The following is an 18,710-nucleotide window of genomic DNA, read 5'->3' as shown; positions in this document are numbered from 1 at the left end:
CGGCTGAACCCCATCGGCCAGCTCCGGAGCACCGTCTCCCGCACACCGCATGCCGCCACGACGTATGCGCGTAACCTGCCCGGCCGGCATGACATCGGCACCGCGCTGCGGCGGACACCAGCATCGGTGTGGAACGACAATGTGACGGACTGCGCCGCCGCGCTCACTTATTACGCGGTGCTCGCGCTTTTCCCCACCCTCCTGGTCACGGTCTCGCTGATCGGGATCGCCGGCGCCTCGGCCACGGAGAACCTCATCAGCAACGTGATCGCTGTTGTCCCGGCAGAGTCACGCCCGGTGATGCACAGCACGCTCAGGAGCATGGCCGACCAGCGCACAGCTGCCTGGGTTCTGGCGGTCTTCGGCACGCTCGGCGCTCTGTGGTCTTCCTCCAGCTACCTGGGAGTCTTCCGCCGAGCCCTGCACGCCATGCACGGCGTCGAGGACCTCCGCCCCGCGTGGAGGACAACACCACGCCTGGTGATCACCGCTCTGGTGTTGCTGGCGCTCCTGGTCACCAGCGCCCTGGTGCTCGTCCTGACCGCCGAAGCGGCCCCCGCCCTCGGTCGGCTCGTAGGCCTGGACAGCATGGCCGGCACCGCGTGGAACGTACTGAAGTGGCCGCTTCTGCTGGGCCTGGTCGCCGTCCTGGTGCTGGTGTTGTTCCGCTCGGGCCCGGCCCGGACGCGCGGCGTGCGGCAAAGACTTCTGGGAGACGCTCTGGCCATGGCCCTGTGGCTCGCCGCCTCCGCCGGTTTCGCTCTCTATGCCTCGCAGGTCGGCTCCTACAATCGGCTGTACGGCTCCCTCGCCGGGATCGTCGTCTTCCTGGTGTGGGTCTGGCTGTCCAACCTCGCGCTGCTCATCGGTGCCCAGTTCAACGCCGAACTGGCCAAGATCCACCGCTGATAGGAACCTGCGTCTCTCCCATGCCCCAGGGAGAACCGATGGCTGGGCGGTTCGGCCAAGGGGCATCAAGGGGGCCCGACCGGAGAACGCCGACAGCGTTGCTCGCTTCAGGCTACGGGGCAGCCGGTCCGTGGTGGCAGCCGTTGCGGTCGTTGCTGTTGTCGAGTGTCACGCTGCCGTACTCTCGGCCGGCCACCTGCTCGACCTTGGCCGGGATTCGCATATCCCGCTTGTCGGGGTGGAGCCTGAGGCGTAGTTGTTCTGGGCTGTCGACCGAAAGTATGAAGGGGAAGCCTCTCCGGTCAGGTTCGGCGTTCTTGGCTGTCGGCTCCATGGGGCGACCGCCTCCAGCTGCTCCGCCAGGGTCACCGCGCGCTTCCGGGGCCTTTCCTGGGCCTGAGTTCGCCGACCAGTTCGGTCTCGATGCCGTGGGACCGCGACCTCCCGGCGTCACACGGGGCCGGCCGAGGCTCGTCGAAGGTGGCAGCGGCCTTGCGCCATCCTGGCGCGTGCACGAGCCGGTCGTGATCCCGTCTCCACCGGCCGGGCCGCCGACTGCGGTCGCCAACAGCAAAGACCAGAACCACCCGGGCGTCGCGCCGGCGAACCCGGCCATGACACAATCAAAACCGATCCGTTGGTGGTCAATGTCCGCCACGATCGCCGAGGTACCCGATGACGCGCTGTTGCTCCGCATGCTCGCCCACTGTCTCCTGGGCGAGCCGACCTGTACGGACACGTACGGTCCCTGCGTGAACCGCCGCGCAACGCGCCGCTCCACAGCGCGGGTGAACGTCCAAGCAAACCAACCCTGGCTGGGAGCTCGTAATGGCGCGGATAGCCCTGCGTGACAAGACCGCGAAGAATCCTGGGGAGCGGGTTCCCGGAGAACCTCCCCTGTCCACGCTCGGCCGGGTGCTGGCCATGATGCTGGCCTTCGCGGGGGCGGTCGTGTTCGCGGTGGTTCTGGCCCGGCTGACTCTGGAACCCTCGGCGGCGTCCGTGACGCTGACGCACAATAACCTGCGTCCTGGTGACTCCATCCGTGCGTACCTCGCGCATCCCGCGGCCCCTGACACAGTCAAGCAGCTCGGTGGCAATATTGTGATGGGGATGCCGTTCGGTGTGCTGCTGCCGGTACTGGTACCCCGAACGCGAGGACTGTTCCGCGTAGCGGCGGCCACCGCTCTCGTGATGATCCTCGTCGAACTCGTCCAGGGCGCCCTCATTGTCGGGCGCGCCTTCGACGTCGATGATGTATTGCTCAACACCACGGGTGCCCTCATGGGTTACCTGCTGATCGGCCGCCGGATGGGTCGCGCGGTGCATCCCCGACGCCGCTACTGGTGGGACCGGTTCACCAAACGCCAGGTGACTGCTGAAGACCCGGCATAGGCGCGCCGTGCCGCGCCCCCTGTTCCGCCGCCCTTCGCCGGGCGAACCATGGAGTCATGGCGTCGAGGAGCGAGCCGGGCGAGGATCCGGCCGTGGAGGCGGTTGGCCGGGCGGATGCGGTACGACTGACCGAGCAACCGCGGGCGGCGACTGGTGAAGCACGGCGGGCCGCAGTGGCCGTGGCACAGCGGGTACGGGACGCGCGCCGGGCGCGGGTGGCGATACCGCTTGGGTACAGCGGCGGGTGGGGTGAGTACGCGCAAGCCGAACTCGGGATCGGCAGGGCGCAGGCGTACCGGCTGATCGCCATCGCGGAGTCGGCCGAAGGGCTGAGCCGGGCGATCGGCGTGGCCGGTGTCCTGACCACGGTGTCGCCCGCGGGTGACACCGGTGCGACCGGGGTGATCGATCTGGGACTGTCGCAGCGGGCGCTGCGCGAAGTCACGGCCGGCTCGATGGACCGACCACCGTCGTCACCGAGCGGCTCACCACAGCAGCCCAAGCCGGGTGGCTTGAGGGGCGGCGGTCCGCGCCGTCGTGGGCTGGGCGGTCGACGAGCTCCGCCGCGCTCCACTCGTCCTCGGCGGTGATACCGGCGAGGGCGACGACGGTGCTCTGGAGCGGGCGCTCGCTGACACCGGGCACCAACCCGCTGACACGAACGCGGTACGACGCCTGGCCGACGAGATGGCCGCGGGCGGCTGGGAACGGTGCCGGCGGGCCGGCATCGACGACACGGTTGCCTTCGAGACCAAGGTCGCGATGGCCGGGGCCATGGTCCGCCGGGCTGTCGAGGAGAAGATCCCGTTCGGCTGGGTGACCGCGGACGCCAAGCCCGCATCAGCCACTACGGACAACGCGGCCACACGCCCCCAGAAGCCGACAAACCATCACCACGAGGACCGTTGCGGTACTAGATCTGCTTCGTGGCGGCGCGGGCCTGACGGCGTCCCGCCGCGGCCGAACGCAGCACGCCGGCGCCCGCCATCAGGAATCCGACGCCCATGAGCATGCTCAGTACGAACATGTACGTCGGAAAGGCGTCGGTTCCGAGGAACAGCGGTGCCACCGTGACCAGAGTGGCCACAGCGCCGATGATGAAGACGATGCCGCCGGCACGGACCAGGCCGTCTCCGGGAGCCGGGGAATTCGCTTGGGTTTTGTCAGCCACCCGACCAGGGTAGTTCCTGGCGCGAAGGAACAACCCGGCGGCGTCTTGCCACCGGCCCGAAGACCACTAGCCTTGGTTGCGGCGGGTCACCGGGGCCCGCCTGAGCGCTATCAAGAGCCGTTTCAGAAGCAGTTTTCCGACGAGTACGAGGACGAGGACGGTCGTGCCCACCGGCAAAGTCAAATGGTTCAACAGTGAGAAGGGCTTCGGCTTTCTCTCCCGTGACGACGGCGGGGACGTCTTCGTCCATTCCTCGGTGCTCCCCGCCGGCCTCGAGACGCTCAAGCCGGGCCAGCGCGTCGAGTTCGGCGTGGTCGCCGGGCAGCGCGGTGATCAGGCCCTGTCCCTGACCGTCATCGACCCGACCCCGTCGGTCGCGGCGGCCCAGCGCAAGAAGCCCGACGAGCTGGCCTCCATCGTCCAGGACCTGACGACCCTGCTGGAGAACATCACGCCGATGCTGGAGAGGGGCCGCTACCCGGAGCGCACCTCCGGGAAACAGATCGCCGGCCTCCTGCGCGCCGTCGCCGACCAGTTGGACGTCTAGTGCCGCAACAGGCAACGTCCGCCCCGTCGCGACGCCCGGCACGCACTCTCGCCGCACCGGACACAAGCCCAAGTACGTCCAGTACGAGGGCGTGCGCCCGGCACGCCGGGAGCACGCACCGGACGCCGCTCCTTGACGGGCAGACGTTGCCTGCCGCGGCACTGGCCCGTACCGGTCCCCGTACCTACGGGAACCGCAGGGCGTCCGGGCCGAGGGGCGGTACCAGTCCCTCGGCCGCCGCGCGTGTCAGCAGGCCCCGCACCGCCGCGTAGCCGTCCTCGCCGAGGTCGGCGGTGAACTCGTTGACGTACAGCCCGATGTGCTGGTCGGCGACGGCCGGGTCCATCTCCTGGGCGTGCTCCATGACGTACGGACGGGTCGCCTCGGGGTCCTCCCAGGCGGCCCGTACGGAGGTGCGGACCGAGTCGGCGAGCCGGGTCAGGGCCGCCGGTCCGAGGGACCGCTTGGCGATGATCGCGCCGAGCGGGATCGGCAGCCCGGTGGTCCGCTCCCAGTGTTCGCCCATGTCGGCGAGCTTGTGCAGCCCGTAGTTCCGGTACGTGAAGCGCGCCTCGTGGATCACGAGGCCCGCGTCGACCTTCCCGTCCCGCACGGCCGGCATGATCTCGTGGAACGGCATGACGACGATCTCGCCGACCGGGCCGGGCAGGGTGTCCGCCGCCCAGAGGCGGAAGAGCAGGTACGCCGTCGACCTCTCGCTCGGCACCGCGACCGTACGGCCGCTCAGGTCCACCCCCTCCTGCCGCGTCAGCACCAGCGGACCGCAGCCCCGGCCGAGCGCGCCCCCGCAGGGCAGCAGGGCGTACTCGTCGAGGACGTAGGGGAGGGCCGCGTACGACACCTTCAGCACGTCGAGCTCGCCGCGTTCGGCCATGCCGTTGGTGACGTCGATGTCGGCGAAGGTGACGTCGAGCGCGGGCGCGCCGGGGACGCGGCCGTGCGCGAGGGCGTCGAAGACGAAGGTGTCGTTGGGGCAGGGGGAGTACGCGATACCGAGCGGGCGACCGTCGGTCACGGGCTCAGGTTCGCCGGACTCGCCGGATTCACCGGGATTACGGGGTGCAGTGGTCATGCGGGTTCCAACTCTCCAGGACGGGCGCGAGCTTCCCGAACCCCTCGGTGAGGGCGGCCAGGGCGTCGCCGATGCGCCAGGCGGCGCGGTCGCGCGGGCCCACGGGGTTCGACACCGCCCGGATCTCCAGCACGGGCACGCCGTGCGCGGCGGCGGCCTCGGCGACCCCGAAGCCCTCCATGGCCTCGGCGAGCGCGCGGGGGTGCAGGCCGGCCAGGTGCGCTGCGCGGGCCGCGGTACCGGTCACCGTCGACACGGTGAGGACGGCACCGGTGAGGGCGCCGGTCGCGGCGGCCGCGCTTCGGACCAGGGCGGCGGGGGGCAGGTGGGTGACGGTGCCGAAGCCGAGTGCGGTCACCGGCAGGAAGCCGTCCGCAGTCTCGGCACCCAGGTCGGCGGCGGTGATCTCGTCGGCGACGACGAGCGAGCCGACGGGCGCGCGCGGCGCGAAACCGCCGGCGATCCCGGCCGAGACGACGACGTCGTAGGGGCGGCCCGACAAGGCGGCGGCGGTGAGGGCGGTGGCCGTGGAGGCGGCGGCGAGGGCCGGGCCGACACCGGCGGCGAGGACGTCGGGGCCGTCGGCGATCTCGACCACGGTCACCCCGGCCACCCCGGGCAGCGCGACCTCACGCACGGCCCCCGGGAACGCCCCGGCCACCGCGTCCCGCTCGGCGGGGACCGCGGTGGCCACGAGGACCCCGCCCCGCGTCCCCGGCCCCGTACGGGCGGGGGACGCGGGGCCGGGGGACGTACCGGGGCCGCCCGGGCCGTTCCCCGGGTTGATCAGGCGTCCTTCTTCAGCCGGAAGTTCCACAGGCCCGTGGCGTCGCTCTCGCCCTCCTTGACCGACACCAGGGTCGAGTCGCCCTGGGCGCCGTACTGGGCGTTGAAGAACACGCTGCCGGGGATGGTGCGGTAGGTCTTGGTGCTGGATTCGGTCAGCGGCTGACCGTTCATCAGGATCGTCCAGCCCTTGTCGGCGACCTCCGGGTCGACACCGAAGCGCACGGTCTCGTCCGGGTCGACCGTGATCTCCTCGACGTCCTTGTCCTGGAGGCACTTGGAGAGGTCGGCGGCCTTCAGGGCCTCGCCCTCGCCACCGCAGGTCGCCTCGGAGCTCACCGAGGAGCTGCCGACGGTGAGGGTGGACATCGCCGTCGGCTTGTCACAGGCAGACAGGACGAGCAGTCCGGCGGATACGGCGCCGGCGGTGGCGACGGCACGGCGGCGTCGCACGGCGCGGGCACTCGGAGCGGCTGCGCCGCGAGGCAACGTGGTCATGGGCGAAAGGCTATCGGGCACGCCCCACCCCCTCCCCACGTGGGGGTGCGGCGTGGCCGGAGCGTTACGCCACCCGCGCGCGAGCCCTCCCGGGAGCGGGGCAGGACCCGTCCGGTCCGTACGCCGACCGGGCTCACGAAACCCGCGTGCGCGAGCCGTCCCCGGGGCGGGGCAGGACGGGCCGGGGCGAGGACCGGTGCGGGTGCCGCCGCCGGAGGCCGCGGCACCCGCACGCCCGTCCGGTCCGTACGCCGACCGGGCTCACGCGACCCGTGCGCGTCCGTTGCCCCCGCTCCCCCCGCTCCCCCCATTGCCCCCGTTGCCCCCGTTGCCCCCGCTGTGCCGGGCCGAGCCGATCAGGCCGCGGACGGTGGCCAGCCAGCCGATGGCGACGATCGCGGCGCCCACTGCCAGGCCCATCGACCCGATCAGCGGCATCGCGATGCCGATCGCCCCGCCCAGCACCCACGACACCTGGAGCAGCGTCTCGGAGCGCGCGAACGCCGACGTACGGACCAGTTCGGGCACGTCCCGCTGGATCAGCGCGTCCAGGGACAGTTTGGCGAGCGCCTGCGCGAACCCGGCGATCCCGGCCAGGCAGGCGATCACGACCGCGCCGAACAGCGCCGCCGCGGTGATCGCCGCGGCGGCCACACAGGCGACCACCGTCACGATGATGATCTCCGGCGCCCGGGACCTCAGCGAGGCCCCGACGGCCGTACCGAGCGCGTTGCCCGCGCCCGCGGCCACTCCCACGACGGCCAGGGACACGGCGGCGCTCTGCCCGGACATCGGATGCTCGCGCAGCAGGAACGCGAGGAAGAAGATCAGGAACCCGGTCAGACAGCGGATGGACGCGTTGGCGGCCAGCGCGTGGGTGACGGCCGGGCCGACCGTGCGCAGGCCGGGCCGCTTGACCGGCTTGAGGTGCGGACCGTGCAGATGTGCCTCGTCCGCCGCGAGCAGCGCCGTGTCCTCACCCTTCGCGGAGTCCACCTTCGACGGCAGCGTGAACGCCAGCACCGCCCCCGTGACGAACAGGACGAACGCCCCGTACAGCGGCCAGCGCGGCCCGAGCTGGTGGAGGCCCGCGCCGATCGGCGCCGCGATGCCGGTGGCCAGCAGGCCGCCGAGGGTGACCCGCGAGTTGGCCTTCACGAGCGAGAACGCGGGTGGCAGCAGCCGCGGCACGACGGCGCTTCTGACCACCCCGTACGCCTTCGAGGAGACCAGTACGCCCAGGGCGGCCGGATACAGCTGGATGCTGCCGGTGACGACCGCCCCGGACAGCACCAGGGCGAGGATCGCCCGGGCGAGCATCGCGCCCGCCATCGCGGCCCGGCGGCCGTGCGGGAGACGGTCCAGGAGCGGGCCGACCACCGGGGCCAGGAGCGTGAACGGGGCCATCGTGATGGCGAGGTAGAGGGCGACCCGGCCGCGGGCCTCGTCCGTCGGCACGGAGAAGAAGACGGTGGACGCGAGGGCGACGGTGATCATGACGTCGCCGGCGCCGTTCACCCCGTGCAGTTCGATCAGTTTGCCGAGGCCGGACTCGCCGGCGCCGTGCGCGTGGGTCGCCCGGCGGATTCCGCGCGCGGTCCCGGTCACCGGGAGGCGCAGACCGCGCCCGAGCGCGCGCAGCGGACCGCCGGCCCGGCCGGTCCCGACACCTCGGCCCTTTTTCGGACCCTTCACCTTGACCCCGTCGGCCTCACCGGTCCCGGTGGCGCCCTGGGGTGTCCTCGCGGTAGCCACGACGTTCATAGTGCCCCGATATGGCGGTACGTAGTGCCGTAACCGTGGTGACGGCTCCGACACGTGCCGCTGTCCGGCGGAACGCCCCGGTGGTGCGGCGCCCGCCGGCCGTCCGCCACGCGGTGCGGCAAGGGCGTTGTGTGCGGGCGTCGCGGGCCCCGCGGGCGTGGTGGGGGTGACGGGGGGGCGGGACGGATTCCGGCGCCCGAGGGCCCGAGAACCACCGTCGGTGTAGGCCATACGCACGCGAGAAGGTAGCGTGCGTATCTCAGCCATCCCGCAGAATGGATGGAGGCGCGCCCGAGCACGAACCGGCGCGGACGTCGACGCGGTCCTCCGGTCCGCTCCGTCCGCCCCCCGCGCTGGGAGTGGCGCACACGTGAGACGGCGTAGGAGAGAAGCGATACCTGTGAGCGCAGCGACAACGCGAAGCCGCACCCCCGACCGCCTGTGCGCCGAGGCGGTCGACCTCGCCCGTGCCGCAGCCGAGGAGGCCGCCGCGCCCGGGGTCGTCGGAGAGCACGAGGGGCTCGTCTCCGAGGGCGACCGGGTCGTCACCCACTTCTTCGCCTGCCGCGAGCTCGGTTACCGGGGCTGGCGCTGGGCGGTCACCGTCGCCCGAGCCTCCCGCGCCAAGCTCGTCACGGTGGACGAGGCGGTCCTGCTGCCCGGTCCCGACGCGCTGCTCGCACCGGAGTGGGTGCCGTGGAGCGAGCGGCTGCGCCCCGGCGACATGGGCCCCGGCGACCTGCTGCCCACCGACGCCGAGGACCTGCGGCTGGAGCCCGGCTACTCGGGCGAGGACGAGCCGGCCCCGAACTCGACGGTCGCCGCGGCCGCCTCGGTCACCGGGGAACTCGCCGAGCTGGTGGAGGCGGAGGACGCCGAGGTCGCCGGGGGCTCCCCGGCCGACCTGACGATCGCACCCGCCCGCGGCTCGATCGCGTCGGTCGCCGAGGAACTCGGCATGCGCCGCGCCCGCGTCCTGTCCCGCTACGGCCTGCACATCGCCGCCGACCGCTGGGAGGAGGCGTACGGCGCCAAGACCCCGATGGCGCAGGCGGCGCCCGCCTCCTGCGTCAGCTGCGGTTTCCTCGCCCGTATCGGCGGTTCCCTGGGCCAGGCTTTCGGCGTGTGCGCCAACGAGTTCTCCCCGGCCGACGGCCGCGTGGTCTCTCTGGCGTACGGCTGCGGCGGCCACTCCGAGGCCGCGGTCATGCCCAGGCCGCCGCAGCCCGTCCCGCCGAGGATCGACGAGACCCGCGTCGACCCGTTCCCGCTCCGCCCGGCCGCGGACTCCGGCTCGGTCCCGGCGACGGAGGACTCGGCTTCGGCGGACCTGGGTCACTCGTAGGCGGAGTACCCCGCCCCCGCAGGGGCCGTCCCCCGACGGCCCGGGCGAAGGCGTCGTCCTTCGTCCGCCGCCTCTCCGTCACTCGCCAGGGGGGCGACGACGGAGAGAGCCGGGCGGCCCGCACGGCGTCCGGTGTCCGCTCGGGCGTGGAGTGAGCCTCCCTCGTGTCCCGCAGTGCCGCCGCCATGGCCTTCGGTATGGCCTCGATGTCCGGGTTCGTTCCGTGGAGGATCGTGGCCGGTGCCGCCAGGACGAGGTCCGGGCGGGCCCGGGCGGGATCGGTGATCACCGGCATGGTGTTCGGTCCGGCGACGACCGGCCGTACGGTCAGCGACGGCCACGAGTGGAACCCGACGGGTTCGGGCCGGGCGTCCCCTTCGGCTGCGGCCCGGTTCTGGCAGGTGACGAACAGCACTCGGGTCATCCACCGGGTCGGCCGGGACATGCGTCCCGGCCCTGCTGGGGCGCTCGTGACGGAGCCGGGGAACTCGTAGGGATGGTGCGGGGCCTTCTTCGTTTCCGTGCCGCCGGAGAGCTCCCGCCCGGCTGCCCGCCATGCTGTGGACAGGGCTTCGGCAGCGCGTCGACGACCGGTTCGGCGGCGTGTGCGAGGGGCGCCGGTCCGGCCCGTCACAGCCCGGCGAGGGCCGGTGAGGGCCGGTGGTGGGCGAAATCGGCCGTGGCGGGGAACCGCCGACCCCCTCTTTGGTCGTCTCGCGTTCGTGAGTGGGACGACCAGACGTGCTCGGATACGGAACGAGTACGACCATCGGGGGGATCGATGTTCACTGTTTTCCGACTGTCGGCGCCCGCTGTCCGGCCTTCGCGCGGGGCCCTCACCGCCGTCGCGGTGGTGACGGCGGTCGCGGTGCTCGCCGGCTGCGGCGGCGACGGAGAGCGGAGGGGCACGACGAAGGGGGGCACGCAGACCTCGCCGAGCGCCTCCGCCTCGCCGAGCGCCTCCGCCGGGCCCTCGGCCTCCAGCGGCGTCGGTGCCCTGCCCGACGCGTACGACTTCACTCCCGCTCCGGAGCGGATACCGAGGACGGCTGCCCAGGCCCGCGCTCTCACGCGCGACGTCGCGCTCGCGCCCGCCGACTGGACGCCCGACATGGTCCGGCACGACCCGTACGAGACGGCCGGCACCTGGCCGGTGCTTCCCGACACCTGTGTCTGGACCCGCGGGAAACTGCCCGACGGGGTGCTGGACAGCCACAACCGCCGTATCGACCTGCCGGCGAAGGACGGCAAGGGCCGTGTCCTGGGATCGGTGACGGTCACCGTGCACCGGAACGAGGCGGGTGCCGAGAGGGAGTTGAAGGACACCGTTCAGGAGAGCTTCCGCTGCCCCGTGCAGGATCTCGGCGGCGGGCAGAAGCTCGACGGGCTGATGTCGATGCACATCGATCCCAAGGACGTGAAGAACGCCGACGCCACGCTCTTCGAGGCCGGCAGCTACTCGGGACCCGCCTCCGACGGACCCCAGGGCTACGTCTGGACCAAGTCCCGCATCGGGCCCGTCACCACGGCCGTCTCCGTCAAGGGCGCGAAGGGCCGCACGACCAAGGACCTGATCCGGCTCGCCGCGGAGGCCGGGGCGAAGCTGCTGTACCGGGTGGAGCTGGAGCTGAAGTGACCGACCTGCAACCGCTCGGGCCCAGGGACCCGGCGCGCATCGCCGGCTACCGGATACTGGGCCGGCTCGGCGCGGGCGGCATGGGCGTCGTCCTGCTCGGCAGATCGGCGGGCGGCACACTCGTCGCCGTCAAGCTGATCCGGGCCGAGTACGCGGACGACGCCTCGTTCCGCGCCCGGTTCCGGCGCGAGGTCGCCATCGCCCGCCGGGTGCGCACCCGATACGCCGTTCCGGTCGTCGACGCGGACACCGAGACCGCCGCGCCGTGGCTGGCGACCGCGTTCGTGCCCGGACCGTCGCTGGCCGACGCGGTCGCGGCGACCGGCCCGCTGCCGGTGCGGAGCGTACGGGCGCTGGGCTGGATGCTCGCCGAGGCGCTGGAGGCGGTCCACTCCGCGGGCATGGTGCACCGGGACGTCAAACCCGGCAACGTCCTGCTCGCGGCCGACGGCCCGCGCCTCATCGACTTCGGCATCGCCCGCGCCCTGGACGACACCGTGCTCACGGCCGCGGACGCCGTGGTCGGCTCCCCCGGATTCCTCTCCCCGGAGCAGGCACAGGGCCGCCCCGTCGGACCGCCCAGCGACGTCTTCTCGCTCGGCTGCGTGCTCGCCCACGCGGCGACCGGGACCCGGCCCTTCGGCAGCGGTCCCGTCGAGGCCATGCTGTTTCGGACCGTGCACGACCCGGCGCGGCTCGACGGCGTTCCGGCAGAGCTGCGGCCGGTCGTCGACGCGTGCCTGGCCAAGGAGCCGGGCGAGCGGCCCACCGCCGCGCGGCTGCGGGCCGGCTGCGCGGAGGACGCCACCGGACCCGCCTGGCTGCCCACCTCCGTCACCCACCTCATCGCCGAACGCTCCGCCCGGATGCTGGCCCTGCCGGAGATCGACGCGACGCACGTCGACCGTCCGGCGCACGCCGGCCGTCCCACACGGGTCGTGTCGCCCGACGGCCCGGACACCGAGGGGCGTTCCGGACCGCCGGGCAGACGGCGGATGCTCACGTACCTCGTCTCCGGGGCAGCCGGTCTCGCCGTCGCCGGGCCCACGGCGTGGCTGATCGGCCACGACGGCGACAGCGGCGACGGCGCCCGCCGACGCGACACGCCCAAGCCGGTGCTGCACCTCGGACTCCAGGCCGATCTGAGCGGCCCCGGACGCCGTCAGGGCAGGGCCGCCGAACAAGGAGTCCGCCTCGCCGTCGCGGAGCACAACGCCCGTGACGACAACCCGTTCACCCTGGCCCTGACCACCGCCGACGACCGGGGCGCCGCGGCGGGCGCGGAGTCGGCCGCACACCGCCTCGCGGCGGACGAGCGGATCGCCGCCGTGATCGGCGCGACCGGCGCGGACGCGGTCGGAGCCACGCTCGACACGTACGACGGGGCCGGGCTCACCCTCGTCAGCGTGCTCGACGGCGACATCCGCCACCTGAACCGGGTCCTGCTGTGCGCGAGGCCCGACAACGCCCTGCAGATGTATCCGGTCGCGCAGTACCTCGGGCTGCACGACCTCGACGACATCGCCCTCGTCGACGACGAGAGCGAGTACGGACGGCAGGTGACCCGCCTGTTCGCCGAAGGGCTGCGGGGCACGGGCGGGCGCAACGTCCTGCCAAAGACGGTCCCCGCGGACGGCCGGGACACCGACGCCCGGGTCCGGGCCGTGATCGCGCGGTCCCCCGGCGCCGTGGTCTACGGTGGCGGGCCCGACGGCGTGGCCCGCTTCGCCCGCGCCCTGGCGGAGACCGGCTACCGCGGACCCCGCCTCGCCAGTCAGACCGCCCACGATCCCGGCTTCCCCGCGCGGGCCGGGGCGGCCGCCGAGGGCTGGCTCGTGGTGTCCACGGCGACCGACCCGGCGGCCGCGCCGTCGACGCGCGGTTTCACCCGGGCGTTCCGCGCCCGTCACCGGGCCGATCCGCCCTCCTTCGCCGCCGAGGCGTACGACGTGGTGCGGCTGGTCGCCTCCTGCGTGCGCAAGCTGGACCGGCCCCGGCCGACCCGGCACGATCTGGTGCCCGTGCTGCGCAGGACGACGTACAAGGGGGTGTCGAAGAGCTATGCCTTCGAGCCGGAGAACGGCGGGTACGTGGGCGAGGGCGTCTTCTTCTACCGTGTGACCAAAGGCCGTTTCCGCTTCCTCGGCAGCGATCCCCGGAAGGTGTGACCCGGTCCGGCCGTACCGGTACGCGCCGGCACGGCCCGGGGCGCGTCCCGGGGGGCGCCCGCCCCCTCCGGCGCGATGCGCGCTCACGGCCGGTGGAGCGGTACCTTCGGGCTCACGCCGACGACGGCCGACGAGGAGAGATCAACGTGAACATGTTCGTACGGCCTGCGGACGAGGGCGCGGACCCGTTCGGTACGGCGCGTCTGCGGCGTGGGGTGCTGGACGCCTGGGCCGCCAGTCCCGCGCGGTTCCGTGAGGACGCCAACGCCGAGGAGGATCTCGTCCTCGGCGGGTACCGGGACCGCCTCGTCGTCGAGCTGGCGCAGAACGCCGCCGACGCCGCCGCCCGCGCGGGAGTGCCGGGGCGGCTTCGGCTCACGTTGCGCGACGGGGTGCTCGTCGCCGCCAACACCGGTGCCCCGCTGGACGCGGCCGGCGTCGAGTCGCTGTCCACCCTGCGTGCCTCCGCGAAGCGGGACGCCCCCGACCGCGCGGTCGGGCGGTTCGGGGTCGGCTTCGCCGCCGTGCTCGCCGTCACCGACGAGCCCGCCGTCGTCGGGCGGCACGGCGGGGTGCGCTGGTCGCTCGCCGAGGCGCGCGGGCTCGCCGAGGAGAGCGCCGGGACCAGCGCCGGGCTCGGTGACGAGATCCGGCGGCGGGACGGGCACGTACCGCTGCTGCGGCTGCCCTTCCCCGCCGAGGGGACCGCCCCGGACCCGTACGACACCGCCGTCATCCTGCCGCTGCGCGACACCGCCGCCGCCGATCTCGCCGAGCGGCTGCTGCACGCCGTCGACGACGCCCTGCTGCTCGCGCTGCCGGGGCTGGAGGACGTCGTCGTCGAGATCGGCGACGACGCGCCCCGTACCGTGACCCGCCGGGCCGAGGGCGACCTCACCGTCGTCGAGGACTCGCGGGAGGGGACCACCCGGTGGCGCACCGCCGCCGCGCACGGGCCGCTCACCCCGGACCTGCTCGCCGACCGGCCCGTCGAGGAGCGGCTGCGGCCGCACTGGTCGGTGACCTGGGCCGTTCCGGTCGACGCCGACGGCACTCCCGCCCGGCCCCGGACCAGTCCCGTCGTGCACGCCCCCACCCCCAGCGACGAGCCGCTCGGCGTGCCCGCCCTGCTCATCGCCTCCTTCCCGCTGGACTCCACCCGCCGGCACACCGCCCCCGGCCCGCTCACCGACTTCCTGGTGGAGCGCGCCGCCGACGCCTACACCGGGCTCCTCGCCGACTGGCGCCCGGTGACCGCCGGGATCATCGACCTCGTGCCCGGCCCGCTCGGCAAGGGCGAGCTGGACGGGGCGCTGCGGCAGGCGGTGCTCGCGCGGCTGCCGCGGACCTCCTTCCTGCCGCCCGCCGTCGAGCCGGCCGGGCGGGGCGAGGAGGGTGAGGACTCCGATCTGCCCGAGTCGCTGCGGCCCCGGGACGCCGAGGTCGTCGAGGGGGCGGGCGTCGAGACCGTACGGGTCCTCGCCGAGGTGCTTCCGACCCTGCTCCCCGCCGGGCTCGAGCGGCGGTCCGAGCTGCGCACGCTCGGGGTGGCCCGGGTTCCGCTGACCGATGCCGTCGACCGGCTCGCCGGGCTCGAGAAGTCGCCCGACTGGTGGCGGCGGCTGTACGAGAGCCTCGCCGGGGTCGAACCGGACCGGCTCTCCGGGCTGCCGGTGCCACTGGCCGACGGCCGCACCACCATCGGCCCCCGTCAGGTCCTGCTGCCCGGTGCCGAGGCCGCCCGGATCGACCCCGCGACGCTGGCCCGGCTCGGCCTCAAGGTCGCCCACCCGGACGCCGCGCACCCCCTCCTGGAGAAGCTCGGCGCCCTCCCGGCGACTCCGCGCGCGGTGCTCACCACCCCGCAGGTGCGGGCCGCCGTCGCCGCCTCCCTCGACGACGAGGGCGCCCTGAACTGGGAGGACGAGGCGCCCGACGCCGACGAACTCGCCGACACTGTCCTCGGGTTGGTGCGCGACTCAGGTCTCGAACCGGGCGACGAGCCCTGGCTGGGCGCCCTCGCCCTCCCCGACGAGGACGGCGAGCTCTCCCCGGCCTGTGAACTGGTCTTCCCCGGCGGCCCGTTCGCCCAGGTGATGCGGGAAGGGGAACTCGCGGCGGTGGAAACCGAGCTGGCTGAGCGATGGGGTGAGGGCCCGCTCGCCGCCTGCGGTGTGCTGGTCGACTTCGTGCTCGTCCGTGCCACCGACGTCGTCCTCGACCCGGACGAACTCGATCCCCGCGAAGGGGACTTCGCCGAGCCCGACGACGCGGGTCTGCTGGACGCCGTGGACGTGTGGAGCGAGGACGTCCTCGACCGCTTCCCCGACAGTCCCGTCCCCCCCGTCGCCACCGAACTCGTCGCCGTCCGCGACCTGGACCTCGTCGACGACGACCAGTGGCCCCACGCCCTCGCCCTGCTCGCCCGCCCGCCGCTGCGCGACGCCCTCACCCAGCCGGTCCGCGTCCTGCTGCCCGACGGCACCCACGAGGTCGTACGCCCCTACACCGCGTGGTGGCTGCGCGGGCACCCGGTGCTCGGCGGCCGCCGTCCGGCCGGACTGCGCGCCGCCGGGAGCGATCCGCTGCTGCGCGGCCTGTACGACGAGGCCGACGCCACCGGTTTCGACGACGAGCAGGTGCTGCGGGCCCTCGGCGTCCGTACCTCCGTGTCCGCGCTGCTCGACGAACCGGGCGGCGCCGCCGAACTCCTCGACCGCCTCGCCGACCCCGACCGGGAGGTCACCACCGGTCAGCTGCACGCCCTCTACGGGGCGCTGGCCGACCTCGACCCGGAGCAGGTGACCCTGCCGGACAGGGTGCGCGCGGTGGTCGACGGACGGGTCGAGGTGGTGGACGCGGCGGACGCGGTGGTCGTCGACTCGCCCGACCTGCTGCCGTTCACCGGGGGTGTGGCACTGCTGCCCGTGCGCCCCTCGCGCGCCGCCGAGCTGGCCGAACTGTTCCAGGTGCGACGGCTGAGCGAGTCCGTCACCGGCGACGTCGACACCGAGGGCACCGAGCACGACGTGCCGGAGCCGGTGCGGGTGCTGCTCGGGGCGGGCACCCCGGGCACCTACGTCGAGCACGAGGAGCTCTTCGTGGACGGCGTGGAGATCGACTGGCGGCTGACCCGTGACGGCGTGCTGCACGCCGCCACCCTGGAGGGCGTCGCCGCCGGACTGGCCTGGGCGGCCCGGCAGTGGCCGCGCCGGTTCGAGGTCGCGGCACTGCTGGAGGACCCGTCCAGGACCGAGGAACTGGCCCGGGACCGCTGGTTCGACTGACGGGTGTGGGAGGAGGGAGGGGGCTGGAATACCGGCTCCCCCCCCGCACGGGTCCGCCGGACGGGCTTCCCGCACGGGCCCGCCGGTTACTCCGTGGGTGCCTGGGCGCCGGACTCCGCCGCGTACGCCTCCAGCTCGCGGGCGAGTGTCTCCGCGTCGTACGGGCCGGTGTGCCGGCGGTCGCCGATGAAGAACGTCGGGGTCCCGCGGGCACCGCCGGCCTCGGCGCTCGCGGCGTCCGCCCGCACCTTGGCGGCGGTCCGCTCGTCGTCGAGGTCGCGGAGGAACCTCTCGACGTCGAGCCCGAGCCCGGCGGCGTAGCCGGCGACGTCCTCGTACTCGAGCTCGTCCTGGTGCTCGAAGAGCAGGATGTGCATGTCCCAGAAGCGGCCCTGCGCGTCGGCGGCGACGGCCGCCCGCGCGGCGAGTTCGGAGTGCGGGTGCACGTCGGGCAGCGGCAGGTGGCGGAAGACGTAGCGGAACCGGTCGCCGAACCGCTGCCGCAGTTCCTGGGTCACGCCGGTGGCGCGGGCGCAGAAGGGGCACTCGTAGTCGCCGTACTCGACGAGGGTGAGCGGCGCCCCGGGAGGTCCGTAGACGTGGTCCGTCTCCGGGTCGACCGGGCGGTCCAGGCGGCGGGGCAGGTCCGCGTCGGTCTGGCCGCGCAGGACGGCGGCCAGGCGGAACACGAGCCGGCCGAGGGCGGTGGCGAGCACGGCCGCCAGCAGCACGCCGACGGTCGCCTCGGCACGTACCACCGGGTCGTCGAAGGCGAGCCCGACGATCAGCAGGGACACGGTGAAGCCGATCCCGGACAGGGCGCCGCCGCCCAGGACATGGCCCTGCCCCACACCGGCCGGCAGCTGCCCGAGGCCGGCCCGGGTGCCGAGGCGGGCGCAGCCCCAGATGCCGGCCGGCTTCCCGACGACGAGACCGACGGCCACGGCCCAGGTGAGGGAGGAGGTCAGGGCGTTGGTCAGGACGCCGCCGCGCAGGTCGACACCGGCGTTGGCCAGCGCGAACACCGGGACGATGACGTAGCTGGACCAGGGGTGGAGCACCGTCTGGAGCCGCTCGTTGACCGAGACGGCCTGCTGGAGCCCCCGGTGCGCGGTCCTGCCGACGTCCGCGAGGGGGGACTGGCGGAAGGCGCGGAAGAGCCGCGCGGCCTGTTCCACCCCCTCGCGCGACGGGTTCGTGGCCGGGATCAGGAGACCGCCGAGCATGCCGGCGATGGAGGCGTGCAGGCCGGCCTGGAGGGTGGCGAGCCACATCACCAGGACGATCAGGACGTACGGTGCGGCCCGCCAGACGCGGAAGCGGGTCAGCGCGGACAGCGCCACGCCCAGGGCGAGCGCGACGGCCAGTTCCGGCACGCTGATGCTGCCGGAGTAGACCACGCCGATCACGGTGACGGCCACGATGTCGTCGATGACGGTGACGGCCAGCAGGAAGACGCGCAGCTGCGTGACGAAGCGCGGGCCCACCACGGCGAGCGCGCCCAGCATGAACGCCGTGTCGGTGCCGATGACCACACCCCAGCCCGTGGCGGCGTCGCCCCCGGGCGCGATCGCCAGATACAGCAGGACGGGCACGAGCATGCCGCCGATTCCGGCGAGGCCCGGGAGCATGAGCCTGCGGCGGCTGTTCAGCTCACCCACGGAGACCTCGTAGCGGACCTCCAGGCCGATGACGAAGAAGAACAGGGCCATCAGCCCGTCGTTGACCCAGTGCCCGAGGTCCATCGACAGACGGGCGTCACCGAGGGAGAGCGACAGATCGGTGTGCCAGAGGGAGGTGTACGCCTCCGACCAGGGCGAGTTCGCCCAGATCAGGGCCACCGCCACAGCGGCCAGGAGCAGGCCCGCGCTGCCCGCCTCGGTCGCCATGAAGGTGCGTACCGGGGTGGACAGCTGGGCCGCCAGTTCTCTTCTCCGTGACCGGGACTGGGAGCCCTCGGACTTGTTCCTCCGCGGGATCATCAGGGGGTCACCGTGCCCGTCCGTCCGCCGGTTTGCCTCCTGGCCGTGTCACGCGGGTGAGGCGTGGGGGCGGGGGTGTGCCGGCCCGGATGCCGATCCTGAAGTGTCGCGCACATATTTCCCACTTCT

General features: G+C 73.5%; 15 protein-coding genes and 1 pseudogene. 10 read left to right on the top strand and 6 right to left on the bottom strand.

Annotated elements, in window-relative coordinates; all coding sequences use genetic code 11:
• Positions 1-126 precede the first annotated feature (126 nt).
• The 4 genes and pseudogenes from ACWZEH_RS15175 to ACWZEH_RS15160 all read left to right on the top strand — a co-directional run.
• The gene (locus ACWZEH_RS15175) at positions 127-909 is read left to right on the top strand and encodes a YihY/virulence factor BrkB family protein (protein WP_456198900.1); all 783 of its coding nucleotides are present in this window, start codon (positions 127-129) and stop codon (positions 907-909) included.
• Between the two features lie 828 nt (positions 910-1,737).
• A complete protein-coding gene (locus ACWZEH_RS15170) occupies positions 1,738-2,304 on the top strand; it encodes a VanZ family protein (protein ID WP_456198899.1) in 567 nt (188 codons plus the stop codon).
• 56 nt (positions 2,305-2,360) lie between these two features.
• Positions 2,361-2,894 (top strand): hypothetical protein, encoded by a 534-nt coding sequence (locus ACWZEH_RS15165; RefSeq protein ID WP_456200053.1) that lies wholly within the window; start codon positions 2,361-2,363, stop codon positions 2,892-2,894.
• Positions 2,895-3,009: 115 nt separating this feature from the next.
• Positions 3,010-3,135, top strand: a pseudogene (locus ACWZEH_RS15160) (transposase); the annotation flags it as partial.
• A gap of 82 nt (positions 3,136-3,217) precedes the next feature.
• On the opposite strand, the gene ACWZEH_RS15155 reads toward ACWZEH_RS15160, so the two are convergent.
• Positions 3,218-3,475, bottom strand: coding sequence for a hypothetical protein (locus ACWZEH_RS15155; protein WP_456198897.1), 258 nt, complete (start codon positions 3,473-3,475; stop codon positions 3,218-3,220).
• 163 nt (positions 3,476-3,638) lie between these two features.
• Between ACWZEH_RS15155 and ACWZEH_RS15150 the strand changes: the two genes are divergently transcribed.
• Positions 3,639-4,022 carry a cold-shock protein gene (locus tag ACWZEH_RS15150; RefSeq protein ID WP_042169034.1) on the top strand — a complete coding sequence of 128 codons (384 nt, stop codon included), beginning with the start codon at positions 3,639-3,641 and terminating at the stop codon, positions 4,020-4,022.
• Positions 4,023-4,206: 184 nt separating this feature from the next.
• Here ACWZEH_RS15150 and ACWZEH_RS15145 read toward each other — a convergent pair whose 3' ends face one another.
• The 4 genes from ACWZEH_RS15145 to ACWZEH_RS15130 all read right to left on the bottom strand — a co-directional run bounded on the left by ACWZEH_RS15145 (position 4,207) and on the right by ACWZEH_RS15130 (position 8,154).
• On the bottom strand, positions 4,207-5,115 hold the full coding sequence (locus ACWZEH_RS15145) for a 1,4-dihydroxy-6-naphtoate synthase (RefSeq protein ID WP_456198895.1): 909 nt from the start codon (positions 5,113-5,115) through the stop codon (positions 4,207-4,209).
• Entirely contained in the window at positions 5,096-5,809 is a 714-nt protein-coding gene (locus tag ACWZEH_RS15140) for a futalosine hydrolase (RefSeq protein WP_456198893.1), read from the bottom strand. Before ACWZEH_RS15140 ends, ACWZEH_RS15145 begins: the two co-directional genes overlap by 20 nt.
• Positions 5,810-5,901: 92 nt before the next feature.
• The gene (locus ACWZEH_RS15135) at positions 5,902-6,399 is read right to left on the bottom strand and encodes a DUF2771 domain-containing protein (protein WP_456198891.1); all 498 of its coding nucleotides are present in this window, start codon (positions 6,397-6,399) and stop codon (positions 5,902-5,904) included.
• 261 nt (positions 6,400-6,660) lie between these two features.
• Positions 6,661-8,154 carry an MFS transporter gene (locus ACWZEH_RS15130; protein WP_456198890.1) on the bottom strand — a complete coding sequence of 498 codons (1,494 nt, stop codon included), beginning with the start codon at positions 8,152-8,154 and terminating at the stop codon, positions 6,661-6,663.
• Between the two features lie 409 nt (positions 8,155-8,563).
• Between ACWZEH_RS15130 and ACWZEH_RS15125 the strand changes: the two genes are divergently transcribed.
• The 5 genes from ACWZEH_RS15125 to ACWZEH_RS15105 all read left to right on the top strand — a co-directional run bounded on the left by ACWZEH_RS15125 (position 8,564) and on the right by ACWZEH_RS15105 (position 16,599).
• Positions 8,564-9,508, top strand: coding sequence for a DUF3027 domain-containing protein (locus tag ACWZEH_RS15125; RefSeq protein ID WP_456198888.1), 945 nt, complete (start codon positions 8,564-8,566; stop codon positions 9,506-9,508).
• A gap of 164 nt (positions 9,509-9,672) precedes the next feature.
• Positions 9,673-10,002, top strand: coding sequence for a hypothetical protein (locus ACWZEH_RS15120; RefSeq protein WP_456198887.1), 330 nt, complete (start codon positions 9,673-9,675; stop codon positions 10,000-10,002).
• Positions 10,003-10,289: 287 nt separating this feature from the next.
• A complete protein-coding gene (locus ACWZEH_RS15115) occupies positions 10,290-11,144 on the top strand; it encodes a hypothetical protein (protein ID WP_456198885.1) in 855 nt (284 codons plus the stop codon).
• Positions 11,145-11,149: 5 nt separating this feature from the next.
• A complete protein-coding gene (locus ACWZEH_RS15110) occupies positions 11,150-13,312 on the top strand; it encodes a bifunctional serine/threonine-protein kinase/ABC transporter substrate-binding protein (RefSeq protein ID WP_456199611.1) in 2,163 nt (720 codons plus the stop codon).
• Between the two features lie 146 nt (positions 13,313-13,458).
• Positions 13,459-16,599 carry a sacsin N-terminal ATP-binding-like domain-containing protein gene (locus ACWZEH_RS15105; protein WP_456198884.1) on the top strand — a complete coding sequence of 1,047 codons (3,141 nt, stop codon included), beginning with the start codon at positions 13,459-13,461 and terminating at the stop codon, positions 16,597-16,599.
• An 86-nt stretch (positions 16,600-16,685) separates the two neighbouring features.
• On the opposite strand, the gene nhaA is transcribed toward ACWZEH_RS15105, so the two are convergent.
• Entirely contained in the window at positions 16,686-18,581 is a 1,896-nt protein-coding gene (gene nhaA, locus ACWZEH_RS15100; RefSeq protein ID WP_456198882.1) for a Na+/H+ antiporter NhaA, read from the bottom strand.
• Between the last annotated feature and the right edge of the window lie 129 nt (positions 18,582-18,710).

It is taken from the genome of Streptomyces yamdrokensis (assembly GCF_053890455.1).
This window is presented reverse-complemented; position numbering and strand designations above follow the sequence as displayed.

Coding starts and splice junctions, on each gene's coding strand:
- ACWZEH_RS15145 (WP_456198895.1), bottom strand. CDS start 5,115: ATGACCACTGCACCCCGTAATCCCGGTGAATCCGGCGAGTCCGGCGAA.
- ACWZEH_RS15165 (WP_456200053.1), top strand. CDS start 2,361: ATGGCGTCGAGGAGCGAGCCGGGCGAGGATCCGGCCGTGGAGGCGGTT.
- nhaA (WP_456198882.1), bottom strand. CDS start 18,581: ATGATCCCGCGGAGGAACAAGTCCGAGGGCTCCCAGTCCCGGTCACGG.
- ACWZEH_RS15115 (WP_456198885.1), top strand. CDS start 10,290: ATGTTCACTGTTTTCCGACTGTCGGCGCCCGCTGTCCGGCCTTCGCGC.
- ACWZEH_RS15135 (WP_456198891.1), bottom strand. CDS start 6,399: ATGACCACGTTGCCTCGCGGCGCAGCCGCTCCGAGTGCCCGCGCCGTG.
- ACWZEH_RS15170 (WP_456198899.1), top strand. CDS start 1,738: ATGGCGCGGATAGCCCTGCGTGACAAGACCGCGAAGAATCCTGGGGAG.